Annotated in this window: 27 protein-coding genes; 11 read left to right on the top strand and 16 right to left on the bottom strand. The window is 58.1% G+C overall.

The window, feature by feature from the left end; all coding sequences use genetic code 11:
- Nucleotides 1-140 precede the first annotated feature (140 nt).
- Nucleotides 141-1,664 (top strand): sigma-54-dependent transcriptional regulator, encoded by a 1,524-nt coding sequence (locus ACWPM9_RS05245; RefSeq protein ID WP_484756998.1) that lies wholly within the window; start codon nucleotides 141-143, stop codon nucleotides 1,662-1,664.
- Between the two features lie 288 nt (nucleotides 1,665-1,952).
- Nucleotides 1,953-3,683, top strand: coding sequence for a peptidoglycan L,D-endopeptidase MepK (locus tag ACWPM9_RS05250; protein WP_428187898.1), 1,731 nt, complete (start codon nucleotides 1,953-1,955; stop codon nucleotides 3,681-3,683).
- Between the two features lie 80 nt (nucleotides 3,684-3,763).
- Here ACWPM9_RS05250 and ACWPM9_RS05255 read toward each other — a convergent pair whose 3' ends face one another.
- The 3 genes from ACWPM9_RS05255 to ACWPM9_RS05265 all read right to left on the bottom strand — a co-directional run bounded on the left by ACWPM9_RS05255 (nucleotide 3,764) and on the right by ACWPM9_RS05265 (nucleotide 5,242).
- Entirely contained in the window at nucleotides 3,764-4,039 is a 276-nt protein-coding gene (locus ACWPM9_RS05255) for a DUF2312 domain-containing protein (RefSeq protein WP_428187899.1), read from the bottom strand.
- Nucleotides 4,040-4,126: 87 nt separating this feature from the next.
- The gene (locus ACWPM9_RS05260; RefSeq protein WP_484756999.1) at nucleotides 4,127-4,435 is read right to left on the bottom strand and encodes a DUF1244 domain-containing protein; all 309 of its coding nucleotides are present in this window, start codon (nucleotides 4,433-4,435) and stop codon (nucleotides 4,127-4,129) included.
- Nucleotides 4,436-4,447: 12 nt separating this feature from the next.
- Nucleotides 4,448-5,242 (bottom strand): N-formylglutamate amidohydrolase, encoded by a 795-nt coding sequence (locus tag ACWPM9_RS05265; RefSeq protein ID WP_484757000.1) that lies wholly within the window; start codon nucleotides 5,240-5,242, stop codon nucleotides 4,448-4,450.
- A 300-nt stretch (nucleotides 5,243-5,542) separates the two neighbouring features.
- On the opposite strand from ACWPM9_RS05265, the gene ACWPM9_RS05270 reads away from it, so the two are divergent.
- Together ACWPM9_RS05270 and pyk are read left to right on the top strand one after the other, a co-directional pair.
- A complete protein-coding gene (locus ACWPM9_RS05270) occupies nucleotides 5,543-5,932 on the top strand; it encodes a DUF1036 domain-containing protein (protein WP_428187996.1) in 390 nt (129 codons plus the stop codon).
- A complete protein-coding gene (gene pyk, locus ACWPM9_RS05275; RefSeq protein WP_428187902.1) occupies nucleotides 5,932-7,371 on the top strand; it encodes a pyruvate kinase in 1,440 nt (479 codons plus the stop codon). Before ACWPM9_RS05270 ends, pyk begins: the two co-directional genes overlap by 1 nt.
- 92 nt (nucleotides 7,372-7,463) lie before the next feature.
- Here pyk and ACWPM9_RS05280 read toward each other — a convergent pair whose 3' ends face one another.
- The 7 genes from ACWPM9_RS05280 to ACWPM9_RS05310 form a co-directional block, all read right to left on the bottom strand.
- On the bottom strand, nucleotides 7,464-7,811 hold the full coding sequence (locus tag ACWPM9_RS05280; RefSeq protein ID WP_484757001.1) for a DUF3088 domain-containing protein: 348 nt from the start codon (nucleotides 7,809-7,811) through the stop codon (nucleotides 7,464-7,466).
- Between the two features lie 78 nt (nucleotides 7,812-7,889).
- Nucleotides 7,890-8,906 (bottom strand): alpha/beta fold hydrolase, encoded by a 1,017-nt coding sequence (locus tag ACWPM9_RS05285; protein WP_484757002.1) that lies wholly within the window; start codon nucleotides 8,904-8,906, stop codon nucleotides 7,890-7,892.
- 106 nt (nucleotides 8,907-9,012) lie between these two features.
- Nucleotides 9,013-9,702 carry a hypothetical protein gene (locus ACWPM9_RS05290; protein WP_428187998.1) on the bottom strand — a complete coding sequence of 230 codons (690 nt, stop codon included), beginning with the start codon at nucleotides 9,700-9,702 and terminating at the stop codon, nucleotides 9,013-9,015.
- 89 nt (nucleotides 9,703-9,791) lie between these two features.
- A complete protein-coding gene (gene ykgO / locus ACWPM9_RS05295) occupies nucleotides 9,792-9,917 on the bottom strand; it encodes a type B 50S ribosomal protein L36 (RefSeq protein WP_062584498.1) in 126 nt (41 codons plus the stop codon).
- Between the two features lie 166 nt (nucleotides 9,918-10,083).
- Nucleotides 10,084-11,145: a 5-(carboxyamino)imidazole ribonucleotide synthase gene (locus ACWPM9_RS05300; protein WP_484757003.1), complete on the bottom strand. Its 1,062-nt coding sequence runs from the start codon at nucleotides 11,143-11,145 to the stop codon at nucleotides 10,084-10,086.
- The gene (gene purE / locus ACWPM9_RS05305; protein WP_428187906.1) at nucleotides 11,142-11,642 is read right to left on the bottom strand and encodes a 5-(carboxyamino)imidazole ribonucleotide mutase; all 501 of its coding nucleotides are present in this window, start codon (nucleotides 11,640-11,642) and stop codon (nucleotides 11,142-11,144) included. Before purE ends, ACWPM9_RS05300 begins: the two co-directional genes overlap by 4 nt.
- Nucleotides 11,643-11,659: 17 nt before the next feature.
- Complete coding sequence (locus tag ACWPM9_RS05310) at nucleotides 11,660-11,863, bottom strand: YdcH family protein (RefSeq protein WP_428187907.1); 204 nt, start codon at nucleotides 11,861-11,863, stop codon at nucleotides 11,660-11,662.
- Between the two features lie 231 nt (nucleotides 11,864-12,094).
- Here ACWPM9_RS05310 and ACWPM9_RS05315 point away from each other — a divergent pair, with 231 nt between their 5' ends.
- Complete coding sequence (locus ACWPM9_RS05315; protein WP_428187908.1) at nucleotides 12,095-12,271, top strand: YdcH family protein; 177 nt, start codon at nucleotides 12,095-12,097, stop codon at nucleotides 12,269-12,271.
- Between the two features lie 158 nt (nucleotides 12,272-12,429).
- Here ACWPM9_RS05315 and ACWPM9_RS05320 read toward each other — a convergent pair whose 3' ends face one another.
- Nucleotides 12,430-12,690: an ArsR/SmtB family transcription factor gene (locus ACWPM9_RS05320; RefSeq protein WP_428187909.1), complete on the bottom strand. Its 261-nt coding sequence runs from the start codon at nucleotides 12,688-12,690 to the stop codon at nucleotides 12,430-12,432.
- Between the two features lie 84 nt (nucleotides 12,691-12,774).
- Nucleotides 12,775-13,536 (bottom strand): sulfite exporter TauE/SafE family protein, encoded by a 762-nt coding sequence (locus tag ACWPM9_RS05325; protein WP_484757004.1) that lies wholly within the window; start codon nucleotides 13,534-13,536, stop codon nucleotides 12,775-12,777.
- Between the two features lie 103 nt (nucleotides 13,537-13,639).
- Between ACWPM9_RS05325 and ACWPM9_RS05330 the strand changes: the two genes are divergently transcribed.
- The 5 genes from ACWPM9_RS05330 (at nucleotide 13,640) to ACWPM9_RS05350 (ending at nucleotide 18,663) form a co-directional block, all read left to right on the top strand.
- A complete protein-coding gene (locus ACWPM9_RS05330; RefSeq protein ID WP_484757005.1) occupies nucleotides 13,640-14,293 on the top strand; it encodes a thiamine phosphate synthase in 654 nt (217 codons plus the stop codon).
- A gap of 8 nt (nucleotides 14,294-14,301) precedes the next feature.
- The gene (locus tag ACWPM9_RS05335) at nucleotides 14,302-15,450 is read left to right on the top strand and encodes a tetratricopeptide repeat protein (protein ID WP_484757006.1); all 1,149 of its coding nucleotides are present in this window, start codon (nucleotides 14,302-14,304) and stop codon (nucleotides 15,448-15,450) included.
- 174 nt (nucleotides 15,451-15,624) lie between these two features.
- Nucleotides 15,625-16,425 carry an inositol monophosphatase family protein gene (locus ACWPM9_RS05340; RefSeq protein WP_428187913.1) on the top strand — a complete coding sequence of 267 codons (801 nt, stop codon included), beginning with the start codon at nucleotides 15,625-15,627 and terminating at the stop codon, nucleotides 16,423-16,425.
- Nucleotides 16,426-16,528: 103 nt separating this feature from the next.
- The gene (locus ACWPM9_RS05345) at nucleotides 16,529-17,632 is read left to right on the top strand and encodes a flagellar motor protein MotA (protein WP_484757007.1); all 1,104 of its coding nucleotides are present in this window, start codon (nucleotides 16,529-16,531) and stop codon (nucleotides 17,630-17,632) included.
- Nucleotides 17,632-18,663: a peptidoglycan -binding protein gene (locus tag ACWPM9_RS05350; RefSeq protein ID WP_428187915.1), complete on the top strand. Its 1,032-nt coding sequence runs from the start codon at nucleotides 17,632-17,634 to the stop codon at nucleotides 18,661-18,663. The genes ACWPM9_RS05345 and ACWPM9_RS05350 overlap by 1 nt, the downstream gene beginning before the upstream one ends.
- Nucleotides 18,664-18,752: 89 nt before the next feature.
- Here the strand turns inward: ACWPM9_RS05350 and ACWPM9_RS05355 are convergent, their stop codons facing one another.
- Nucleotides 18,753-20,573: an ABC transporter transmembrane domain-containing protein gene (locus ACWPM9_RS05355; RefSeq protein ID WP_484757008.1), complete on the bottom strand. Its 1,821-nt coding sequence runs from the start codon at nucleotides 20,571-20,573 to the stop codon at nucleotides 18,753-18,755.
- A gap of 170 nt (nucleotides 20,574-20,743) precedes the next feature.
- On the opposite strand from ACWPM9_RS05355, the gene rpmE reads away from it, so the two are divergent.
- The gene (gene rpmE, locus ACWPM9_RS05360; protein WP_428187917.1) at nucleotides 20,744-20,965 is read left to right on the top strand and encodes a 50S ribosomal protein L31; all 222 of its coding nucleotides are present in this window, start codon (nucleotides 20,744-20,746) and stop codon (nucleotides 20,963-20,965) included.
- A 73-nt stretch (nucleotides 20,966-21,038) separates the two neighbouring features.
- On the opposite strand, the gene ACWPM9_RS05365 is transcribed toward rpmE, so the two are convergent.
- The 3 genes from ACWPM9_RS05365 to ACWPM9_RS05375 all read right to left on the bottom strand — a co-directional run bounded on the left by ACWPM9_RS05365 (nucleotide 21,039) and on the right by ACWPM9_RS05375 (nucleotide 23,326).
- Complete coding sequence (locus tag ACWPM9_RS05365; protein WP_484757009.1) at nucleotides 21,039-22,106, bottom strand: patatin-like phospholipase family protein; 1,068 nt, start codon at nucleotides 22,104-22,106, stop codon at nucleotides 21,039-21,041.
- A 144-nt stretch (nucleotides 22,107-22,250) separates the two neighbouring features.
- Entirely contained in the window at nucleotides 22,251-22,766 is a 516-nt protein-coding gene (gene rcdA / locus ACWPM9_RS05370) for a protease adaptor protein RcdA (protein WP_484757010.1), read from the bottom strand.
- 368 nt (nucleotides 22,767-23,134) lie between these two features.
- A complete protein-coding gene (locus ACWPM9_RS05375) occupies nucleotides 23,135-23,326 on the bottom strand; it encodes a DUF1192 domain-containing protein (RefSeq protein WP_484757011.1) in 192 nt (63 codons plus the stop codon).
- Nucleotides 23,327-23,336 lie beyond the last annotated feature (10 nt).

The following is a 23,336-nucleotide window of genomic DNA, read 5'->3' on the forward strand; positions in this document are numbered from 1 at the left end:
CATTTCGGGACAGATCCTACCTATTCGTTAAAATCCGAGCGTTTCTCAAAAGAAGTTATTCAAACGTGCATGTCAGGTTCAATGGCTAGAGCGCGGTTGCATGTTTGCCCGCGCGGCATATTGGTCATGGGAGTGTTTACGTGACTGCGCATATTCTCGTCGTCATCGATGATCCGGCACAGCGGCGGCAGATCAAAGCCACGGTGGAAGCTTTGGGACATTTTGTCGAGCTCGCCGATGGCGGCAGGGCCGCACTTGATTTCCTCAGACATCGGGGACGCGAGGTAAAGGCGATCATCCTCGACCTCAATGCTTCGGGCATGGAGACCGGGGAATTTCTAGCTGCCCTTTCCGCAATGGATGCAGATGTCCCTGTCATCGTGGAAACAGGGCAGGATTCGATTGATGCGGCTGTCGAGGCCATGCGGGCCGGTGCTTACGACTTCGTGCTAAAGCCTGCCTCGCAGGAGCGCATTTCGAGCGCGATTGCCAATGCGCTGAAATCGCACAGGGGCGAGGGGACGGCCGCGCGGATCTCCAGACGTTCGCGTGCCGGCAATGTGTCATTCAATGACATCATCGCTGCCAGTTCCGCCATGGAACGGGTCATCGATCTTGCCCGACGTGCCGCACAGTCGACCATCCCGGTTGTGCTGGAAGGCGAGGCGGGCGTGGGCAAGGAAATGGTGGCGCGCGCCATCCATTCCGCCAGCGACCGTTCGAGCAAACCCTTTGTCATCGTCAACTGCGATGCGGTTGGCGTAGAGGCCATCGAGGAGCATCTGTTCGGCGATACTGACGGTGAAGCCGACACAAGTCACAATGGCGGGAAATACCGCGCCGCCGATGGTGGAACGCTGTTCCTCAATGAAATCGGGGCCTTGCCGATCGGTGTTCAGGCGCGGTTGCTGCAGGTGATGGAACACGGCGAAACGGATCGCGGTGGTGCGGCAAAACGCCGGAAAAACGACGTGCGGCTGATTTCGGCCACGCACAAGAACCTGATCGAGGAAGTGAAGCTGCAGCGCTTCCGCGAGGATCTCTATTACCGATTGAACGTCTATCCGATCATGGTCCCGGCGCTTCGTCGCCGCAAGGACGATGTTCCGTATCTGGCGCGCGCCTTTGTCGAACGTTTTTCGCAGGAGCAGAGGCTGCCCAAATCGCTCACCATCAGTCCAGCGGCACTGGCATTGCTGACATCTGCCGATTGGCCCGGAAATGTGCGCGAGCTTGAAAACGTGATTTTCCGTGCCGTTATCCTTGCCAGTGGCTCCGAGCTGAACGAGGTTGATTTCCCTCAGATTGCGGCCTTCGTGGACCACGCTCCTGCACCCGTCTCGCGGTCCGCCAGCTATCGCAGTTCCAATTCATCCGCACCATCGAGGCCGCTTGACAGTTACATCCGCGAAACGGCGCGATCGGAGGCGCTCGAGACGGGCGAACCGGGTATGGCCGCCAATATGATTGTCAGCACGGATCAAAGCGGCAATGTTCGCAAACTGTCGGATGTCGAAGAGGAGTTGATCCGCTTCGCTCTGAAGTTCTATCGCGGCCAGATGAGCCAGGTCGCGCGCAAGCTCGGCATCGGGCGTTCGACGCTCTACCGAAAGCTCAAGGATTACGGCATCGATCCCGAAAACCCCCAGAAAAAAGTTGCCTGATTACTGCTCGGTCCCGTGCATTGTTAACCTTGACACAATCTTGGTAGGATAGATTCTTATAACGACTTGTTAGAATTTTATTCACTATGTAGAAAAGGTGTGGTGAAGTGTGGCGATAATGCCATGGTGTTACCGCATTTTGCATTCATCTGAGGGACGGGACGTCATCTTCAGACAACGGGGACTGAATTGCAGGGACGGCATGAGACTAGAGCGCCATTTGTATCATTTCGGCGCGATGATCTGGCTGTGAAGCGATGCGCTGCCGCAAGGCTGCTGTTTGGCTTCATGTTTGCGTTGTTTGCGTTTGCCACCGTTTTCGGCAATCCCACGCAGGCTTCCGCTGCCGAAACCCGCTCCTTGAAAATCCTGTTCGTGCATACCGGCGAAAAGGCCAATATCGTCTTCAAGCGCAATGGTCGCTACGACGCCAAGGGCCTCAAGCAGCTCAGCAATCTTTTGCGCGACTGGCGCCGCAACGAGCCGACCAAGATGGATCCGCGACTGTTCGATCTGTTGTGGGAAGTCTACCGTCAGTCCGGCGCACGCGATTATATCTATGCCGTGTCCGGATATCGTTCGCCGCAGACCAATGCGATGCTTCGTTCCCGCTCCAAGGGCGTTGCGAAGGAAAGCCAGCATATGAAGGGGACGGCGGTCGATTTCTACATTCCCGGCGTGCCTTTGAAACGCCTTCGTGAAATCGGCATGAAGATGCAAGCCGGCGGCGTTGGCTACTACCCTAATTCGGGATCTCCATTCGTGCATATGGATGTTGCGGGCGTGCGCGCATGGCCGCGCATGTCGCGGTCGGAGCTGTCGCGTCTTTTCCCTGATGGCAAGACGCTGCACATTCCGTCTGACGGCAGGCCACTGCCGGGTTATCAGCAGGCAATGGCCGAATATAAGAGGCGCGTCGCGTCGAACACAGTCGTGATTGCCGACGGCGGTGGCCGTTCCAAGCCGAAAAACCTCTTTGCCATGCTGTTTGGGGGTGGTGACGAGGATGAAGAAGAAGATGTCGTGACGCCGGCAGAACGTCCGACCTTTGTCTCGAACAACCCGCCGGGTGTCGCGGCACCGCCGCCGCCAGTGCTGGCACCCGCGCCGCCGGCCCAGGCCATGGTTGCCTCGCTCGATGCGCCAGTGCCTTTGTCGCGCCCGTCGCTCGGGTCATCCAATGGGGAAAGCCTTGCCGTTGCGCTCTATTCGCCGGCACGTAGCGCCGCCGAAGATGCCTTGACGCAGGTCGCTGCCGCAAGTCCGGTTGAGCAAAAGGGCGACGATTTCACCGATCTGTCGAGCTATCAGATTCCGGTGCCCACGCTTCTTGGTCCACGCGGAATGCGCGGCGATGCACAGCCTGAGGTCATGACCGCGTCTGTGGCGTCCGATATGATCGTGCCGCAGAAGGAAGAGATGCTCGGTATTCCAGTACCAAGCGACCGTCCGTCTGTTGCCGAAGCGCTTGAGACCGCCAATGTCGGCGCAGAAGAAGCCGAGGCCGATGCGGTCGAGCAGGCCATTCTGTCGCCGGAAGCCGCTGAAGCCATGGCCATGGCCGAAACCGGTTCGCAAGCCTCTGTTGCGACCTATGTCGTGGTGCCACCGGAACCGCGTCCGGATCGCAAGGCCGAAAAAGTTCAAACGCAGATGGCGTCGCTGACACCGCCTGTGCCTGCCAAGCGCGCAGTGGAGTTCGGGGACGGGTTCGATACGCCGAAGCCTTCGTCAGCCGGTCTTCAGGCCGGGCTGCCGACCAAGGGTGCGCGTCCGACCGAGAACGAGGCCGATGTGGCGCGCATGGCAATGTATGGCGGCACGTCGCTTACCAAGAAAATGATCTCGGAATGGGCGCTGAACAACTCGCATAATGTGAGCAGCAGCAAAGCCTTCAAGGCGCCACGCGTGGTCACGCGTTCGCTGACGGCAGCTCCGGCTGAAACCTATTCGGTCGGCTTCGAGAGCGAGCCCGTCGAAATCGATCCCGGTCGTTTCGGTTCGATCAAGAAGAACTGACCCCTTCGAAATTCAGTTTGAAGACAAAAAAAGACCCGCGAAAGCGGGTCTTTTGACATCGTGTAACCTTCGGACTGCAATCAGGCAGAGGGATCTTCCGGCGGGCTTTCGATCATGCCGAGAGCATGCAGATAAGTATCGAGGATCAGGTCCTCTTCCATGCGCTCCTGATCGTCCTTCTTGCGCAGCGCGATCACCTTTTTCATGATCTTGGTGTCGAAGCCCATGGCCTTGGCTTCGCCGTAGACGTCCTTGATGTCGTCGGCAATGGTCTTCTTTTCTTCTTCGAGGCGTTCGACGCGCTCTACAAAAGCGCGGAGTTGGTCGCGAGCGACGCCATGAGCAGCATCTGACATTCGGTTCTCCTGTACGTGGATAAAATTTGTGGCCGTGACCTGCCGTGAAGCGGGGGCCGCGTCAAGCCTTTAGCATGGGAAAGATGGCTATTCTTCGCGCGGCGCGTTTTTTTCGAAGGCGGCCTTCTGGTCACTCGAGGCCTCGCTCTGATGGATTGCCTTCCATTCCTCATAGGGCATTCCGTAGACCATGGTGCGGGATTCCTCGCGGGTGATCTCCACACCCTCGGCCTTTGCTGCATCCATATACCAGTTGGAGAGACAGTTGCGGCAAAAGCCGGCGAGGTTCATGAGGTCGATATTCTGCACATCGGTGCGCTCGCGCAGATGACCGAGCAGACGCCGGAAGGCCGCCGCTTCGAATTCGATCTGCTGTTGCTTGGTAAGGTCGGTCATGGGTTTGTCCAATCAGTCTGTATAGGGGCCCGTCCGTGAAGGATGAACCTCATATTGATGCAAGGCTTCCTCAGCATTGAGCGCGGCAAAAATCGGGTGCAGGCGATCAGCCCAGGCGGCAATGCCAGCCTCATCGCCGATCAAGTCCTGCCGCACTTCCAAAAGTGCATGCGGTATGCCCTTGATCATGCAGTGTCGATACATTGTATCGCCCTTCAGGGCGCCGTCATAGGGCTCGTTGTCGCCGACCACGATGTCGCCCGGCGCGCTCAGCAGATCGAGAAAGCGGTGAGCGACCCGGCCATCACTGTCCCACAGCACTGTGGCATGCCAGGGGCGGGCCTGCCCTTTCCAGGCGGGCGTGAAGGAATGCACCGACAGCACCAGAGGTGCCTTGCCTGTGGCGGCGGCTACGGCGTCGATGGTGTCTGCGACCGCGTTATGATAGGGGCGGTGATAGGTCTCGATCCTATGTTTCCACTCGGTCTCGGTGATCGGATGGTTTGCCGGGATGACCGCGCCGTCTGAAATCTTCATGATGAGGGTCGGATCATCCTCGCCGCGATTCGGGTCGATCAGCAGGCGGGAGAAGCAGCTTAACACTGCTGGCACGCCCAGTCTGGCTGCGAGCGCACGGGTCAGCCCCTCCACGCCGATGTCATAGGCTATGTGGCGTGAAAAGGCGGTGTCGGGCAGTCCGAGTTTACCGTAGGCTGGCGGCACGGCGTTCATGGCATGGTCTGCAAGCAGGACCAAACCTCTGTCACAATCGCCGGGTACCAGTTCGAAGGGAACGAAATCTTGCATGGGAATCTGGGGTTTTCGCCAAATGGAATGAGCCTCTGTCTGATCGCATGCAGGATCGCGTCGTGCAAGCAGTGTGGAGGCCGCGATTATGACAATATCGGGCGTCAAGCATCTGTGTAGCATTATAATCGATTAGACTTACGTTGACTTTCTTGGCCTATCGTCGCAAGAAAGCTCATGACGAACAACCGGGGAGCCCCTTCGGAAACCGTGTCGAAGCAATCATCAAAACACTCGTTTTTTTCGCCGAAGCGCCTGCTCAAAGGCGGCCTGTTTGCCGCTGTTGCAGCTGTTGCTCCTATGTTTTTTGCCGATTCCGCCTTTGCTGAATTCAGGGTCTGCAATGGTACCCAGAATTTGGTCGGCGTAGCCATTGGCTACCGCGCATCGGAGGGTTGGGTCACGGAAGGGTGGTGGCAGGTTCCCGCCTCGACCTGTGCGACACTGATCGAAGGGGAGCTGCAGTCCCGCTACTACTATCTGTACGCAGAGGATGCGGCCCGTGGTGGCCGCTGGACTGGCGACGTTAATATGTGCGTGGCCGAAAACGAATTCAAAATCGCTGGTGTGCAGGATTGTTTCGCACGCGGATATCAGCAGATGGGATTCAAGGAATATGACACCGGACGCCAGGGAAGCTGGATGGTCCAATTGTCCGACACACCAGGCACCCAAGAAGGCCAAAATTGATGAAGCGTAACCGCAAAGTAAAAATCCTGGCCACACTCGGCCCGGCATCCTCCGAAGAGGAGATGATCCGGAAACTGCATGAGGCCGGCGCGGATCTTTTCCGCATCAACATGAGCCATGCCAGTCACGACATGATGCGCACCCTGATCAAGCGCATTCGCTCTGTCGAAGAGCAGTGCGGCCGTCCGATCGGCATTCTGGCCGACCTGCAGGGTCCCAAGCTGCGCGTTGGCAAGTTCAAGGACACGACTGTCGAGCTGACGCCCGGCCAGACATTCACGCTCGACAACAAGGATGAGCCCGGCGACAACAAGCGCGTTTTCCTGCCGCATCCGGAAATTCTGGAAGCCGTGAATGTGGGCGACCGTTTGCTGATCGACGATGGCAAGCTCGCTTTGCGCGCAGAAAAATGCGACGGCAAGAGCATTGTCACGACGGTTGTTTCCGGCACCAAGATCTCCGACCGCAAGGGCGTGAGCCTTCCAGACACCATCCTCTCCACCGGCGTTTTGACCGACAAGGACCGCGCTGACCTCGACGCGGTTCTGGCCACCAATGACGTCGATTGGGTGGCCCTGTCCTTTATCCAGCGCCCGGAAGATCTGGCCGAAGTGCGAAAGATTGCCCGCGGTCGCGTTGGCCTCATGTCCAAGATCGAAAAGCCGCAGGCGCTCGAGCAGATCGAAGAGATCATTGCATTGTCCGACGCGCTGATGGTTGCCCGTGGCGACCTTGGCGTTGAAATGCCGCTGGAGCGGGTTCCCGGTATCCAGAAGCAGCTGATCCGCGCCTGCCGCCGCGAAGGCAAGCCGGTTGTTGTTGCCACGCAGATGCTGGAATCGATGATCACTGCGCCGGTTCCGACGCGTGCGGAAGTCTCTGACGTTGCAACCGCCGTGTTCGAAGGCGCCGATGCCATCATGCTGTCCGCTGAATCGGCCTCCGGTCAGTATCCGGTTGAAGCCGTCTCGACGATGGCGTCGATTGCGGCGACCGTCGAGCGCGAGCCGCATTATCCGGGCATCATCTATGCGCAGCGCGCCCAGCCGGAGGCAACGGGCGCCGACGCGATTTCGCTGGCTGCCCGCCAGATTGCCGAAACGCTCAAGCTGCAGGCTATCGTCTGTTACACCTCGTCTGGCACGACCGGCCTTCGTTCGGCGCGCGAGCGTCCTGAGGTGCCAATCCTGGCGCTGTCGCCCATCATCCAGACGGCACGCCGTCTTTCGGTTGTCTGGGGCCTGCATTGCGTCGTGGCCAAGGAGCCGACCGATCTCGACGATATGGTCAATCGCGCCTGCCGGATTGTTGTCGAAGAAGGTTTTGGCAAGCCCGGCGACCGCGTGATCATGTCGGCTGGTGTTCCGCTTGGCACACCCGGTGCGACCAATATGCTGCGCATCGCCTATATCAGTGCAGACGGCCAAAGCGGCGTCTGACAAATCCAATTCAGGCGGCATGGCCGATCAGTCGTGCCGCCGAAGTTTGTCCATAATCCCACTTAAAATTAGATGGTCTTGCCAGCCTCCCTTCAGGGGTGAGCTGCTGGAAAGCCATGGCGTTCGGACAGAGCGGCCAGGATTTTGTCCTTGTCATCGATGAAGGCGATGCCCTCATGCGTTCCAGTCTGGTGTGGCGATGTCTCGCCTTTCGCCAGGATCAGCAGGGGAAGCACCTGATGTGCTTCGCCAAGGAGGGCGACGACCTCCTGCCGTGGTCTCGGCCAGGCAATACGCTGGACATCTAATCCGGATGCCAGTTCGGGAAACGAGACCAGAACCCCTTCCATCAATGCACAGTGCCAGCAGTAGAAGCGTTGGCCGGGATAGGCCGGATCTTTGAAATCCGGACGCAATAGGAACAGTTTGTCTCTGGTCACAGGCAAGTCTCCCGATAACTCCGTATTGGGAAGCCTATGCCCACACAATGACCGGCATGGCAACCGCGCTTGGGTGCCTTATGGCTGCGAAGTGACCTGCACTTCCAGCTCAGCTTCGCGTGCCAGGGTCTGAAGATCGCGTGGCTTTCCAGCGATGCTTTCGATTGCCCCTATGGCGAGCCCTGTCACGGCGTAATCGGGTTTGTGACCGACATTGTGGATCCAGAGCAGTTGTGCGCCTTCTATGTCGTGGGCAAGGCCCTTGGAGTGGATGTTGGCGAGAACCACATCGTCACTGTCTCCGGTAATGATGACGGTGGGTGTCTTGATCTCCTTGTAGCGTGGCGAGAACCGCGTGACATAATCGTTCAGGTTTACGACATCAGCTGAATTGGCAAGGAATGCCGACGGCCTCAAAACGAGCGCTGGACCAGCCTCATCAATGTAATCATCCGGCATGGGATTGGGCGAAAACACACTGACGGTTGCCGGCTTCAACATCGACATGCCGGCGTTCAGCGCCACCGTGTAGCGAAATAGCGGGCCGATCACGGGTGCGGTGGCCACATGATAGTACCAGGCAACACCGCCCGGCCATGGATGGGTGGCTGGCGACAGAAAGAGCAGGCCTGCTGTTTTTTCCGGATGAAGCACGGCGAAACTCGCCGCAATGGCACCGCCGAAGGAATGGCCGACGATGATTGCGCGCTTTATACCCTTCTCGTCCATCAGTTTGGCAATAGCAGCCGCCTGACCGTCGGGATAATCTTTTTGCGGCCCGCCGCGCTCCGAGTAACCATGGCCGGGGCGGTCGACAAACAGGAGTTCGGCACGCCCTTCCAGGGGCTTCCTGAACGCGAGCGCCTGGTCTCTGAGATTGCCGCTGGCACCGTGAATGAAAACGATGGGCGGCAGATCGGCATCCGGGCCGGCGGGGATGTGAAGCGCGTTCATCTGCATATCGCCCAGATCGGTCAGAGTGCCGATATTGGGGTAGCGCGCCTCAATCGCATGGGCACGCCAGATGGTCAGGATGATGCTTCCGATGATGAGGAGAATGAGGGCAGATACTGCCCATAGAAGATAAGTGGTCATTTTTGCCATACGCACTCGCAAGGTTACTTATCGTCTACGCAACCGCGCGCCTTCTGGATCTGTCATCGGGTTAAGGGAGCCAGAAGGGGGAGGGGCAAATGGGAGGTCAGGTGCGGTTTCCGGCCAGTTTTTCCGAGAGTTTGGTGACGACATTCTGTGCGTCGCGGTCTGCCGGATAGATTTCCAGATATCGCTGCCAGGCGCGCAACGCCATTTCGTCCCGGTCGGTCTCGACAAGAATGGCCGCCATGCCGGCCAGGGCACCGAAGTGACGCGGCTCGATCGCCAGGACCTGGTTAATGTCTTCCATGGATTTGCGGTATTCGCCCATCGTGTAATGCAGCGTCGCACGCCTGTTCCATGAACCGGCAAAATCGGGCTTGAGCACGATGGCCTGATTGAGGAAATCGAGTGCGGCGGCGTTGCGGTTTTCCTGGATAGCCTCAACCGCCCATTTCATCAGCAGATTGACGGTTGCGCTGTCTGAGTCGGCCCAGCGGGTGAAGATACGCTTTGCCAGGGCCTGCGCCGATTCGGGGTCGCGGTCGCGCTTGAGTTCGACGAGCATCTTGTCGATGCCCTCGACTGCATCGCTTTCAACGTCGACCTCGGCCTGCTGCTCGATGACCGGTGCCTGCTGCGGTTTCGGCATGTCCTGCATGGGTCCGTCGCGCTCAAGCGGCAGCTCAGGCACGGTCTCCGGTTCCACAGGCTGGAATTGCGCCAAGGCAGCGAAGGCGGGAAGGGCGAGGCAGAGTGTGAAAGTGGTCAAACGAAAATAGCGCATGTGGGATATGGTAATCCACATGCGCTATCTTGCAATTCAATTTTACGCGTTCACCACAGCCAATCCTCTGATTGGCTGAAGCCTTCGCCCTTTGCCAATCAGCCCTGACGAGCCTTGAAGCGTGGGTTCAGCTTGTTGATGATGTAAACACGACCCTTGCGGCGAACCAGACGATTGTCGCGGTGACGGGCCTTAAGTGCTTTCAGCGAATTCTTGATCTTCATTTTACTGATCCGCAATGGTTGCCGGCGAAATCATTGTCGAAAACGCCAGGGGTCATAGACATTCAAAAGCGCGCCGTAGCGCGCTCGTTTGAGGTTGCAGGCAATTACCCCGGTCTTGCCCTCCGTGTCAACCGGGGGCGGCGGATTTCCCGCCGAAAGCCGGGATTTATGCCTGTTTCAGGGCCGTCACATGGCCCATCTTGCGGCCGGGCCGCGCTTCCGCCTTGCCGTAAAGATGAACAAGGACATTCTTTTGGGCGAGCCAGGCAGGCACTGATTCCATATCGTCGCCAATGAGGTTGGTCATCACGCAGTCGGAGTGCCGGGACGGATCGCCGAGCGGAAGGCCCATAACGGCACGTATGTGCTGCTCGAACTGAGAGACTACACAGGCGGCTTCCGTCCAGTGTCCGGAATTGTGAACCCGCGGAGCGATCTCGTTGGTGATCAGGCTGCCGTCTGCCAGAACGAAGAACTCGATCCCGATGACGCCGACGTAATCGAGTGCTGCGAGAAGCTTCTCCGCTGCGGATGCTGCCGCCTGGGCTGTGCCGGCCGTTAGAGTGGCGGGTACGGTCGAGGTGTCGAGGATGCCGTCCTTGTGGACATTTTCCGCAGGGTCGTAGCATGCCACTGTGCCATCCGGCGCACGGGCGGCGATGATCGACATCTCGCGCTCGAAGGCGACAAAGCTTTCGAGAATGAGTGGCACGCTTCCAAGAGCGTCGAAGGCACCGGCAGGACTGTCCGATGCGGAGCGGAAAACACGCTGACCCTTACCGTCATAGCCAAGCCGCCTTGTCTTCAGCACGCCCTGTCCGCCGAAATCGGCAAGAGCTGCTTCCAGATCTGCCTGACTGTCGACGGCGTGGAAACGTGCGGTCGGAAGACCGCTGGCATTGAGGAAGCGTTTTTCGACAAGCCGGTCCTGGGCGACTTCCAGCGCCTTCGGGGGCGGGTAGACCGGCACCAGATTCGCAAGCGTTGTTGCGGCTTCCACCGGTACGTTTTCAAATTCATAGGTGATCACGTCGCAGGCATCGGCCAGTTCCCGCAATGCGGCGGGATCGTCATAGGCGGCAGTAATCTGGCTATTGGCGGCTTGTGCTGCAGGGCAATCGACCTGCGGTTCCAGAATGATCGTGCGGACGCTGAGGCGGGCAGCGGCCATTGCCAGCATGCGGCCAAGCTGACCGCCGCCGATAATGCCCAGTGTCTTGATTGTCATAGGGTATCGTCCACCGGATAATCTGCGACCGAAGAGCTTTGCCTGTCGATCCAGTCGTCGAGGCGCTCGGCGATATCCGTGTCATTGAGGGCCAGGACGCGGGTTGCCAGCAAGGCCGCATTGATCGCGCCTGCCTTGCCGATTGCAAGCGTGCCGACGGGAATGCCGGCCGGCATCTGCACGATCGAATACAGGCTGTCCATGCCGGACATGGTTTTCGATTGAATGGGCACACCGAAAACCGGAAGAGGCGTCAGCGAGGCCGTCATGCCGGGAAGGTGAGCCGCGCCGCCGGCGCCGGCGATGATGACCTTGAAGCCTTCTTCGCGCGCAGTCTTGGCAAAGGCATACATACGGTCCGGAGTGCGGTGGGCAGAGACAATGCGCGTCTCGTAATCAACACCCAGCGCGTCCAGCGTATCGGCGGCATGTTTCATGGTTTCCCAGTCGGACTGGCTTCCCATGATAATGGATACTGGCGGCTGCTCTTCGTTCATGCTTGGCCCTTCTTCGGTCATGCGATGATGTCGGGGATGATCTGGTCCTCGAGCTGCGAAAGCTTGTCCTTGATGACGAGTTTCTTCTTTTTCATGCGCTGTATGCGCAAGGCCTCGCAGCCAACCTTGATCATTGCGTTGATCGCGGCGTCGTAATCTTCATGCTCCTGGCGTAGCTTCGCTAGCGCCAAACGCGAATCCGCCTGTTCCTGATCGGACATCTTTCCTGTTCCCATTCCAGCTTCACGTCTGTTTTCAGGCGTGCCGAATATTTGCGCAAGCTCCTATCATCAAATAGCGGTAACGGGAAGTTATCCTTGTTCGCGAATTTGGGCCCTCGAATCCACTGTTTGGCCTTCGACAAAACACATTCTTCGTGTCACATTACATTCGCAAACCCTGAAACTCCCGCGATGGATTGCGGGAGGAATATAGAAGGAAGGATGTGTCGAATGACAATTCACGCTCACATTGCATCTCTAGAGAAAAAGCATGGTGCTCTTGAGGAAAAACTCAACGATGTTCTTGCGTCACCCTCCGCCGATGATACCGAGATTGCCTACCTCAAGCGTATGAAATTGCGTATCAAAGATGAAATGCAGCGTTTGAAGACGTCTACGCGTCACTAGTCGAGTTTTGCGGCCGGCCTATGTTTGGCCGCATGAGATGATCGTTAAGCGCCCCGGTTGCCAATGCGGCTTCCGGGGCTTTGTTTTGTCTGGAAAGCTGAACGTGATTCGCAGGTATGATTCGCTGTTCGCAGAATTTCGTCCGCCGCAACGGGGCGTCAGGCCCAGAACTGATCGAGCCAGATGTTCATCTTGTCGAAGCCCTTCGCATTCACGGAATAGATGCGGCGTGTGCCGTCGGCCTCGACCGTGACGAGGTCACATTCCAGCAGTGCCTTGAGGTGCTGGGACACCGCCGGACGGCTGATCGGCAGGCCCCTGGCGAGGTCATTGACCGTTTTCGGCGCGCGACGAAGCTCCTCCAACAGATGGCGGCGGTTCGGGTCGGCAATGGCCGAGAAGGGGTCCGTGTTCGTCATCCCCCAAATCTAGGGTAAAGCGGGATTTTCAGCAAGCGTATTTGTGCGTCGCAGCATCGTTGGAGCAGACGAAAGAATGCGCGACTAAAAGCCGGCGCCATCCCAAATCAGCTTGATGGCGGTGAGCGACACCATTCCATACATAAGCGGGTAAAACGTCGTCGGCTTCATCCACTTGACCACCTGTGCGCCCATCAAGGTGGAAACCAGCGCGACCGGAAAAAGAAAAGCCGACAGGGTGATATTCTGGGTGTCCAGTTCGCCCAGGGCGAAATAGGGGACAACCTTGATCAGATTGACGATCGCAAAGAAGCGGACACTGCAGCCGGTATAGGTCTTTGGATCCAGCTTCAGTGGCAAAGTGTAGATCTGGAAGGGCGGTCCGCCGGCATGGGCGACAAAGCTGGTATAGCCGCAGATCGTGCTCCAGAAGGTTGCCAGCACCGGCTTGTGTTCGCTTGGCGGAGCCTGCCCCTTTTGCGAGCCAAAGGTCTCGATCAGATAGCGCAGCACAAAGATCAGCGTGATCAGTCCCAGAACGAGGCGCATGGCATTGGCCGAGATCATGTTGGATGTCGCCCAGCCAAGGGTGATGCCGATCAAGGCGCCCGGCAACAATATCAAAAGTGTCTTGCGGTCGTTGTAGTGACGCCAGGCGAACAGCGCGACACCATCCATCACCAGAAGGATCGGCAAGAAGATGGCTGCGGCCTGCATTGGCGGCACCGCCATGGCGAGAATCGGGACGCCCATCAGGCCGAAAGCGCCGCCAAGGCCGCCCTTTGACAGGCCGACGAGAGCAACAGCGGGGATGGCTGCAAGGAAGAATGCGAGGTCAGGAAGCATTTGTTTCTGTTGATCCGTTTGCCGGACCGGTCTATCGGAAATGTTTGAACGACACGAGAGTAGTTTTCGCAATGTGCGAAACGAATAGGGGCAGGAGCACAGAATGACCAGACCAGACAAGCGCTGCCGACTGGTGCTGATCACGCCTGATGTGACGGACGCCAAGGAAATTGGGACTGTTGTCGCAGAGGCATTGAAGGGCGGAGACGTCGCATCGGTGATCATCCCGCGCTACGGTTTGAACGATCAGGAGTTCCAGAAGCATGCGGAAATTCTGGTGCCCTTGATTCAGGAAGCCGGCGCTGCGGCTCTGGTTGTTGACGACAGCCGGGTCGCCGGACGGGCAAAGGCCGATGGTATGCATGTCTCGGGCAATGCGGCGGCGCTTGCCGAGGCCGTCGAAGCTCATACGCCGAAGATGATTGTCGGGGGTGGCAATGCCAAGGAGCGTCATGTCGCGCTTGAAATGGGCGAGGCACAGCCGGATTACATCTTCTTTGGCAAGCTCGACGGTGACATCAAGCCTGAGGCGCATTCGAAGAATCTCGCCCTGGCCGAGTGGTGGGCCGACATGATCGAGATTCCGTGCATCGTCATGGGCGGAACCGATCTGTCTTCCGCCGTGGCGGTGGCCGAGACGGGCGCGGAGTTCGTTGCCATGCGGCTGGCTGTCTTTGCCGACGCATCCAAAGCTTCGATGGCGGTTGCCGAGATTAATGCCGCGCTTGACGAAAAAGCGCCACGGTTTGGCGCTTGAACCGGCGTATGATCATACGCACTGCTCCCAGAATTGCCTTTTTTGTCGCAGCCCTTGCCTTGCAGGGAGTTTTGTCCGGATCGTTTGTGTCGGCACAAGAGGCCGATCCGGCGATCACGCGTGGCGCAGATGACGCTGTTCCGCTGGAGCGAAGTGGCCGGGCGAGCAGACCTGCGGGAGACGTGAATTCCGAGACCAAGGCTGGGCCAGTTCTGAATGAAAGCAACGGCGGTACTGGCGGGGAGGCGCCTGCATCGGGCATTACGCTGTTTGAGCGCATGGGCGCGCCCTTGCCTGATCTGCCGCCGGAAAAGACCTATGACGGTCCAGTCGATGACGCCTATGGCGCCTATCAGCGCGGTCTGTATCTGACGGCCATCGACAAGGCACTTCCGCGAGCGCAGCTCGGCGATCCGGCGGCACAAACCTTGATTGCAGAACTGATGTCGCAAGGGCTTGGCGTCAAGCGCGATACCAAGGGTGCCGCCTTCTGGTATTCTCAGGCAGCAGCAGGCGGGTATCCCGCCGCCATGTTCAAATATGCCATGCTCCTGATGCAAGGCCGTGACGTCAAGCGCGACAAGGCCAAGGCCGACGAATACATGAAAAAGGCTGCCGATGCCGGTAATGCCTCGGCGCAGTTCAACTGGGCGCAGACGCTTGTCACCGACAATCCGGGCCAGAAGGGGCTGGAGCTCGCCTTGCCCTATTATGAAAAATCCGCCGATCAGGGTATTGCCGATGCACAATATGCTGTGTCGCAGCTCTATCGCACGATTATCGACCTTCCCGAGGAAAAGAGATCCCAGGCGCGCAGCTATCTCGCACGCGCGGCCAAGGCCGGCTTCGACACGGCCCAGCTCGACATGGGCATCTGGCTGGTCAACGGCATTGGCGGGGAGAAAGACTATGATGAAGGATTTCGCTGGCTGAGTATTGCTGCCAACCGGGGCAATGTGGTCGCGCAAAACCGGCTTTCGCATCTCTATATCAATGCGCTTGGCACGCGGCCCGATCCGGTTGAGGCTGCGAAATGGTATGTGCTGTCGCGCCGGGCCGGCTTGAAGGACACTTCGCTTGAGGACTTTTATCTGGGCCTGACCGACGATCAGCAGAAGCAGGCGATTGATCGCGCAAACCGCTTTCGCGTCAGCTAAGTCGGGTCAATTGCCGACCCCATATGCCTGTTCAGGCAATGCGCATAGCCTTGCCCCTTGAATTGCAGCGGATTTTGTGGTCTTGAACCCGCCGACCAAGCGGCTCGACCGCTATTATTTTGTCCGGGATCAAAAGACCGGACCACTCGCCGAAAATCCAGGGATATTTGCCAGATGGCCCGCTCAGCTCTTCTTAACGTTATGGTTCAGGCCGCCCTCAAGGCCGGCAAGTCACTCGCGCGCGATTTTGGCGAGGTGCAGAACCTGCAGGTTTCCGTCAAGGGACCAAGCGATTTCGTCTCTCAGGCCGATCTGCGTGCCGAACGTATTGTCATGGAAGAATTGCTGAAGGCTCGTCCGACCTATGGTTTCCTCGGTGAGGAGAGCGAAGAGATCCAGGGGACCGATGGCGCGCATCGCTGGATCGTCGATCCGCTGGATGGCACCACCAACTTCCTGCACGGCATTCCCATGTTTGCGGTTTCCATTGCGCTTGAACGCAATGGCGAACTGGTCGCTGGCGTGATCTTCAATCCGGCAACGGATGAACTCTACACCGCCGAGCGTGGCGGTGGGGCCTTCCTCAATGACCGTCGCATTCGTGTGGCAGCCCGCAAGGTTTTGTCAGACTGTGTCGTCGGTTGCGGCGTTCCGCATCTGGGTCGCGGCCATCACGGCAAGTTCCTGGTCGAGCTTCGCCATGTCATGGGCGAAGTCGCGGGCATGCGTCGCATGGGTGCGGCGGCTCTCGATCTGGCCTATGTTGCAGCCGGCCGCCTGGACGGATTCTGGGAAACCGGCCTGTCGCCATGGGATATGGCAGCCGGCATTCTGTTGATTCGTGAAGCGGGCGGTTTTGCCAGCGATATGAACGGCGGCAGCGATATGTTCACCAGCGGTAATGTGCTCGCAGGCAATGAATATATCCAGAAAGCCCTGATGGAAGTGCTGCATCGGCCTGTTCCCAAGGCCTGAGCAGCAAATCTGTACGAAGCTTCGGTGAGCCCGGCTTACCTCTTCAAATCTTCGCAATTTTCCACTAGCCTCCGTGTCGCGCATACCGGAGGTTAAGGACAATATGGCGAAAGTGAAGCTCGCGGACCTGGAAGTAGCTGGGGAGGAAAGCGGCGGATACGGATACAAGCTTTCAAGCCCGATCCCTTTTTTCTCGACGATGCTGATCTTTTTGATCATTGTCGGATTTATTACAGCCATTCTTTACCGGCAGGCGCATGCCGCCTTCGTCACCAATCCGGGCCTTAACGGCCTGATTCTGGGTGTGCTGGTTGTCGGTATCATTCTTGTTTTCAATCACGTGCTGGCGCTCATTCCCGAGGTACGGTGGTTCAATTCGTTCCGTGCTGCCGGCAGTGCTGAAAAGGTCGGTCGCGATCCGAAACTGCTGGCGCCGATGCGTTCGCTGATCGGCAATCGCAACACCGTCAACATTTCAACGGCCGCCTTGCGCTCCATTCTCGATTCGATTGCAACACGTCTGGATGAATCGCGCGACACATCGCGCTATCTGATCGGGCTTCTGGTGTTTCTCGGTCTGCTCGGCACCTTCTGGGGCCTGCTTGGCACCATCGGTTCGATCAGCACGGTCATCCAGTCGCTCAATCCAGCCTCCAATGACAACAGCGACGTGTTGCAGGCGCTCAAGAACGGCCTCAGCGGCCCGTTGAGCGGCATGGGAACGGCATTCTCGTCCTCGCTTCTCGGTCTGTCGGGATCGCTGATCCTGGGCTTCCTCGACCTGCAGGCGGGCAGGGCGCAGAACCGTTTCTATACCGAGCTGGAAAACTGGCTGTCGTCAGTCACGGATGTCGGTTCGGAGATCGGCTCGACGAATGGCGGCGGCATCAGCTCTGCCGACCTGCAGACGCTTCTGGACAAGATGTCTGCAATGGCGGAGCAGTCCGGCGGCGCTGGCTCCAGGTCTTCCAACTCGATGGCGGGGCTTGCCGAAGGCATTCAAGGACTGGTCAAGAACATGCGCAATGAACAGCAGATGCTGCGCGACTGGATCGAAGCCCAGCAGGAAGATGCCCGCGCGATGCGCAAGACGCTGGATCGCCTGAACGACAAGCTGAATGACAAGGCGATGGACAAACTGGTCGAGAAGCCGGCGGATAGGCCAGCTGAAAAACCCGTCAGGAAGCCAGCTGGAGATGCCAAATAATGGCACTTTCGCGAAATCGTCGCCGCGACAGGAGTGTTGACTACTGGCCAGGCTTCGTGGATGCGCTGTCCACACTTTTGCTGGCCATCATGTTCCTGCTCATCGTGTTCGTGCTCGGGCAGTTCATCCTCAGTCGGGAAATCAGCGGCAAGGATGAAGTGCTCAATCGGCTGAACAGCCAGATTGCGGAACTGACGCAGCTTCTGGCACTGGAAAAGAGCGGCAAGCAGGATCTGGAAGACAATCTGGCCAACCTGCAAAGCTCGCTCGCTTCGTCTGAAAGCGAGCGGACGCGCTTGCAGCAATTGCTGGCATCGGGCGCCGGGTCCGCCGATGCAGCCAATGCCCGCGTGGGTGCGCTGACCGATCAACTGGAAGCGGAGCAGCAGGTGAGTGCACGGGCGATGAGCCAGATCGATCTGCTGAACCAGCAGATCGCGGCTCTGCGCGCGCAGATCGCGGCCGTCGAAGATGCCCTGCAGGCGTCGGAGGCCAAGGACAAGTCCTCGCAGACCAAAATTGCGGATCTTGGCCGCCGGCTGAATGTCGCGCTTGCGCAGCGCGTGCAGGAACTGAACCGCTACAGGTCCGATTTCTTTGGACGTCTGCGCGAAATTTTGTCCGACCGGCAGAATATCCGCATCGTCGGTGACCGGTTCGTATTCCAGTCCGAAGTTCTGTTTTCCTCCGGTGCCAGCGACATCAATCCTGCAGGCCAGCAGGAAATGGCAAAACTTGCCAGCGCCCTGCTGGACGTGGCCAAGGAAATTCCGCCTGAAATCAATTGGGTCCTGCGTGTCGATGGCCACACTGACAATGTCCCGCTATCCGGCACCGGCCGTTATGCCGACAACTGGGAGCTTTCGGCCGCGCGCGCCATTGCGGTCGTCAAGTATCTGATCTCGCAGGGTGTGCCAGCCAATCGTCTGGTTGCTGCGGGATTTGGAGAGTTCCAGCCAATCGTGGCGGGCGACACGCCTGAAGCGCGCGATCAGAACCGACGCATCGAACTCAAGTTGACCGAGCGCTGATCCGGTAGGCTGCAATCACATGCCGTTTCTCTTCCGCGCTTAAAGCAGCGGTTGAGAGTTGCGGAATGACGTCCCGTGCACACACCCTGTCATTGCGCCGGGGTGAGGAAATCCCGGGCACCGGTTTCGAATTGGAGGCGGGCCAGCTTTTCGTAAAGGCCGCCTTGCTGAATGAGGCTTTGATGCGTGCCTTCTTCGGCGATACGGCCATTTTCCAGGACCAGAATTCGATCAGCCTTGAGAATCGTTGCAAGACGGTGGGCGATGACGATGGTTGTGCGGTCGGTCATCAACTCGTCGAGCGCCTTTTGCACCAGGGTTTCGCTTTCAGCGTCCAGAGCCGAGGTCGCTTCATCGAGGAGCAGGACGGGTGCATCTTTCAGGATTGCGCGGGCGATGGCGATGCGCTGGCGCTGACCGCCTGAGAGCGTGACACCACGTTCCCCGGCCTGGGTCTCATAGCCCTCAGGCAAGCGGTCGATGAATTCATCGGCGCGGGCGGCCTTTGCGGCGCGTTGCACCGCTTCGCGGCTGGCATGCGGCATGCTGAAGGCGATGTTGTCGTGAATGGAGGCTGCGAAAATGGTGGTATCCTGCGGGACGATGGCAAGGCGTTCGCGCACCGACAGGGGATCGGTATCGCGAATGTCGATACCGTCGAGGCGGACTGCGCCCGATACCGGATCGTAAAAGCGCAGCATAAGCGAAAAAATCGTGCTCTTGCCGGCTCCCGACGGCCCGACGATGGCCACGGTTTCACCGGGCGCGATCTTGAAGGAGAGGCCGTTCAGCGCGGACCTCGTGGGGGCAGACGGGTAGGAAAAGCGGATATTGTCGAACTCGACCTCGCCGCGGGCCGGCGCGGGCAGGGCGACTGGCTTATCCGGGGCGCGGATGGCGGGGACTTCCTGCAGGAGTTCGCTCAGGCGCTCCGCGGCACCGCCGGCCTGTGCCAGTTCACCCCAGACTTCGGAGAGAGCGCCAAGGCCGCCTGCGGCAATCACGGAATAGAGCAGGAACTGGCCAAGCGTTCCCGCGGTCATGGTGCCGGACAGAACACTCTGTGCGCCGACCCAGAGGATGGCGACAACGCTTCCGAACACCAGGGTGATGGCCACGCCTGTCAGCAGTGCACGGGAGCGTATGGCGGCGCGCGCGGCATTGTAGGCGGTCTCCACTGCGCCGCCGTAACGGGCTGCGGCGACTTTCTCACCATTGAAGGCCTGGATCGTACGGGTGGCGGCAATCGTCTCGCTGGCGAAGGCTGAAGCATCGGCCAGCATGTCCTGTGCAATGCGCGAGCGCTGGCGGACCTTGCGACCGAAGGCGATGATCGGAAACAGGATGAGGGGAATTGCAACCAGAACCAGGACGGCAAGGCGCGGGCTGGTATAGATCATCATGCCGATGGCGCCGAGACAGAGGATGGAATTGCGCAGCGCCAGCGAGGCCGTGGCGCCGACTGCCGATTTGATCTGGGTTGTGTCTGCGGTCAACCGCGAGACAATTTCGCCCGACTGATTGACGTCAAAGAACTCCGGCGACAGCGAGGCGACATGGGAGAAGACATCCTGACGCAGGTCCGAGACAATTCGCTCGCCGATGCTGATGACGAAGTAGTAGCGCATGGCGCTGGCGATGGCCAAAATGATGGCGATGACGATCAGCATGGCGAAATAGGCGTTGATGAAGGCGCTGTCGGCTGCGTTGAAGCCGTGATCGACCATGCGGCGTATGGCAAGCGGCAGCGTCAGAGTGGCGGCGGCTGCCAGAACCAGAAAGAAAAGCGCGCCGCCGACCATGCCGCGATAGCGCATGATGAAGGGTATCAGATGCGAGAGTGGCTTGAGAGAGCGCTTTTTTGTGGTTTCTTTGCCATCTTGTTCGCTCACTTCAATACCTCTGTTCATATCCGCCGCGCTTGTCGTTCATCGGCTCTTGTTATCCTCGCGACCTTCATGTATAGGCACCGCATCGAATTGGGAAGCCGTGGCCTGATCGGACTGCGGCTTCATTTATTGAATAAGGTCCCGTGACGCAATTGCGTCAAATGGACCCTGGCAAGATCAGGAAGATCGTTATGAAGGCTGATATCCATCCCGACTACCACAAGATCAAAGTGGTCATGACCGACGGCACCGAGTACGAAACATTTTCGACTTGGGGCGCTGAAGGCGGCGTCATGAACCTCGAAATCGACCCGACCTCGCATCCGGCATGGACCGGCGGCAACCAGCAGATGCTGGACCGTGGTGGTCGCGTGTCGAAGTTCAACAAGCGCTTCGGCGGCCTCGGCCTCTGATATCGTCTGTCGATACGGTTTACGAAAAAAGCCCGGTTTGCCGGGCTTTTTTTATGGCTGACCGTCTGGGGTTTCAGGTTGCCGACAAACGTTCGGCGATCTCGTCAAGCGCCATATCATAGGTCCTGGCCAGCGTTTTGGCGAAGCTTTCAAGCTTGTCAATGTTGTCGCGCGTCGCATCGTCCAGCGCGTCGCTAACACCTGTGAGTGGCGCATCTATCCGAAAATAATGCAGGTCCGCCCGGTTGTCCTTGGTGACCGTGGTGCCTCCATGCCGAAAACCGCCCTGATCGCCGTTCAGCAGTTTGTTGAGCTGGTAGGAGGCGGTGCTGGCCTGTCCCTGCATGAGGACCGAAATGAGCGGCGTGTTGTTGAAGGGGTTTATCCAGCCGGCAGCGCCCCAGTTCTTGGCTTCCTGATAGGGGATCGGCCGGTTGGCCGAGCCGGTGCCGATGGACAGAATCACCATCTTGTTGCCATTGTCGCGCCAGCCGAGCTTGCTGCCCTCCACATAGGCTGCAATGCCTGGATCATTGGCAAAGACGCCGCCATCGATCATGGCGATCAGGCGGTCCGCGCTGCTCTTTGGAACCGAAAGGTCCTCAACCAGAGCCGGCTCGAAATATGTGGGTGCTGCCGATGAACCGCGCACGGCCTGCCAGAAGCGGAAGCGCTCGTTTTTCTTGTCGGCATTGGTCATGAACACCGCAGAACGGTTCTTGATATCATAGCCGGTTATCAGAACGGTGCTGAGCGCATGGCCGATCTCGGTGTTCTTGCCAAGCATTTCGATCAGGATGTTCTCCAGCGGGCGCGCGTCATAGCGCTCTTCGACAATCCCACCGAGATTGGCGAGCTTGCGAAAGATCGATGTGTCGAAGATCTCCTTTCCCCTGTTGCGGTAAACCTCAACCAGCGTATCGGGATCTGCAGCACTTTCCTCCGGTTTTCCAGGCTTGGGGCAGGTGAGGCCGGCGCTAATGATCGCGCCGGTCGATGTGCCGGCAATCATGTGGAAGTAGCGGTGAAGCGGTAATCTCTTGTTCTTGTCAGCAAGCTTCTTTTGCAAGACACGGAGAATGACGGCTGGAATGATTCCGCGTATGCCGCCGCCGTCGATCGACAGAATGAACTTCGTCATGGTTCCCTCCCTCTGATGGAGAGAAGATAACACACTCAATAATTGTGGATAAATAACTTTTCGCGCGCAAACAGTGCCAAAATGGCGAAAGCCCGGCTTGCGAATCAGCAAGCCGGGCTTTCGAAAAACAATTATCCTAGTCGATCAGGTGCCACTGAAAGCGGTGCGCAGCAGATCAAGCTGGGCCTGAACTCGATTCTCGGTATTGGCCGCCACCAGGTCATCCGAAGGACGATAGATTTCGCGGTCGAGAAGGGCGATGCGGTTTTGCAGGCGCAGCGAGCGTTCGACAAGATCGCGGAAGCCTTCTGGAAGATCGTTCCAACCGGGAGCCGAGCGGTCGACGTTGAAGCCGTCGAGGCGCACCTTGCTCTTTTCGGAAATGACCTGATCCCGGCTCATTTCGCCATTGTTTACAGCGCGTTGCAGCAACAGCCACGAGGCCATCTGCATCAAACGGGTTGTCAGGCGCATCGATTCAGCAGCGTATAGAACGGAAGCCATGCGGGGCAGAACTTTCGCAGCTGCACGACCGGGGCCGTCCAGATAAGCTGCGGTTTCTTCCACCAGACCCATACCTTCAGCGTAGGTCGCCTTGAACTGGGACGATGCGGCGGCGTGGCCGGCAAAATTGATCGTGTTCATTCCAAGTTCCGACATCGAGATTGATTCCCTGTTCTACGCAAAACTTAATACATTAACGGACGATGATATGTCCGGGTTCCATTCGTTGATAAATACGATGATATCAATACCTGAAATGCGCAAGCCGATTCTTAAGAAAGGGTTAATTCCCACAATTTCATGTAAGCATTGTGGCGACGAAAAAAAGAGCCGCAAAAGCGGCTCTCAAGGTAAAACAGGGAGAAAAATCAGACCAATTCGCCAGAAGGTGAAACTGCCTGAGTCCAGAAAGATCCGGACATGCACATCATGGTTTTAAACAGTTAACGGCAAGTTAACGAAGTCCTTAAAAGACGCGATAAACAGGCGATATGGCTGATTCCCAAGTAATATTTATGTATCAATTAGGAACGAAACAGACTTTCAGCTGCGCTGCGGCCTGCCTGCTTTCGCACATACTCTGCTTCCAGTCTCTGGATTTCCTCTTGTAATAGAGAAATCCGGATCTGCAACTCATCTGCCGAGATCATGGAGAGGTCGCAGCCCAGTTCGTGGGCTGCCGGCTTCTTGGCCCGTTCTTCATCCATAAATGCCATAGTGTCCTCC

Source organism: Agrobacterium sp. H141, from assembly GCF_057158725.1.

Excerpts from the sequence above, each read along its gene's own strand:
- ACWPM9_RS05250 (WP_428187898.1), top strand. The coding sequence starts at position 1,953 with ATGTTTGCGTTGTTTGCGTTTGCCACCGTTTTCGGCAATCCCACGCAG.
- ACWPM9_RS05255 (WP_428187899.1), bottom strand. The coding sequence starts at position 4,039 with ATGTCAGATGCTGCTCATGGCGTCGCTCGCGACCAACTCCGCGCTTTT.
- ACWPM9_RS05260 (WP_484756999.1), bottom strand. The coding sequence starts at position 4,435 with ATGACCGACCTTACCAAGCAACAGCAGATCGAATTCGAAGCGGCGGCC.
- ACWPM9_RS05265 (WP_484757000.1), bottom strand. The coding sequence starts at position 5,242 with ATGCAAGATTTCGTTCCCTTCGAACTGGTACCCGGCGATTGTGACAGA.
- ACWPM9_RS05270 (WP_428187996.1), top strand. The coding sequence starts at position 5,543 with ATGTTTTTTGCCGATTCCGCCTTTGCTGAATTCAGGGTCTGCAATGGT.
- pyk (WP_428187902.1), top strand. The coding sequence starts at position 5,932 with ATGAAGCGTAACCGCAAAGTAAAAATCCTGGCCACACTCGGCCCGGCA.
- ACWPM9_RS05285 (WP_484757002.1), bottom strand. The coding sequence starts at position 8,906 with ATGACCACTTATCTTCTATGGGCAGTATCTGCCCTCATTCTCCTCATC.
- ykgO (WP_062584498.1), bottom strand. The coding sequence starts at position 9,917 with ATGAAGATCAAGAATTCGCTGAAAGCACTTAAGGCCCGTCACCGCGAC.
- ACWPM9_RS05300 (WP_484757003.1), bottom strand. The coding sequence starts at position 11,145 with ATGACAATCAAGACACTGGGCATTATCGGCGGCGGTCAGCTTGGCCGC.
- purE (WP_428187906.1), bottom strand. The coding sequence starts at position 11,642 with ATGAACGAAGAGCAGCCGCCAGTATCCATTATCATGGGAAGCCAGTCC.
- ACWPM9_RS05310 (WP_428187907.1), bottom strand. The coding sequence starts at position 11,863 with ATGTCCGATCAGGAACAGGCGGATTCGCGTTTGGCGCTAGCGAAGCTA.
- ACWPM9_RS05315 (WP_428187908.1), top strand. The coding sequence starts at position 12,095 with ATGACAATTCACGCTCACATTGCATCTCTAGAGAAAAAGCATGGTGCT.
- ACWPM9_RS05320 (WP_428187909.1), bottom strand. The coding sequence starts at position 12,690 with ATGACGAACACGGACCCCTTCTCGGCCATTGCCGACCCGAACCGCCGC.
- ACWPM9_RS05325 (WP_484757004.1), bottom strand. The coding sequence starts at position 13,536 with ATGCTTCCTGACCTCGCATTCTTCCTTGCAGCCATCCCCGCTGTTGCT.
- ACWPM9_RS05330 (WP_484757005.1), top strand. The coding sequence starts at position 13,640 with ATGACCAGACCAGACAAGCGCTGCCGACTGGTGCTGATCACGCCTGAT.
- ACWPM9_RS05335 (WP_484757006.1), top strand. The coding sequence starts at position 14,302 with ATGATCATACGCACTGCTCCCAGAATTGCCTTTTTTGTCGCAGCCCTT.
- ACWPM9_RS05340 (WP_428187913.1), top strand. The coding sequence starts at position 15,625 with ATGGCCCGCTCAGCTCTTCTTAACGTTATGGTTCAGGCCGCCCTCAAG.
- ACWPM9_RS05345 (WP_484757007.1), top strand. The coding sequence starts at position 16,529 with ATGGCGAAAGTGAAGCTCGCGGACCTGGAAGTAGCTGGGGAGGAAAGC.
- ACWPM9_RS05350 (WP_428187915.1), top strand. The coding sequence starts at position 17,632 with ATGGCACTTTCGCGAAATCGTCGCCGCGACAGGAGTGTTGACTACTGG.
- ACWPM9_RS05355 (WP_484757008.1), bottom strand. The coding sequence starts at position 20,573 with ATGAACAGAGGTATTGAAGTGAGCGAACAAGATGGCAAAGAAACCACA.
- rpmE (WP_428187917.1), top strand. The coding sequence starts at position 20,744 with ATGAAGGCTGATATCCATCCCGACTACCACAAGATCAAAGTGGTCATG.
- ACWPM9_RS05365 (WP_484757009.1), bottom strand. The coding sequence starts at position 22,106 with ATGACGAAGTTCATTCTGTCGATCGACGGCGGCGGCATACGCGGAATC.
- rcdA (WP_484757010.1), bottom strand. The coding sequence starts at position 22,766 with ATGTCGGAACTTGGAATGAACACGATCAATTTTGCCGGCCACGCCGCC.
- ACWPM9_RS05375 (WP_484757011.1), bottom strand. The coding sequence starts at position 23,326 with ATGGCATTTATGGATGAAGAACGGGCCAAGAAGCCGGCAGCCCACGAA.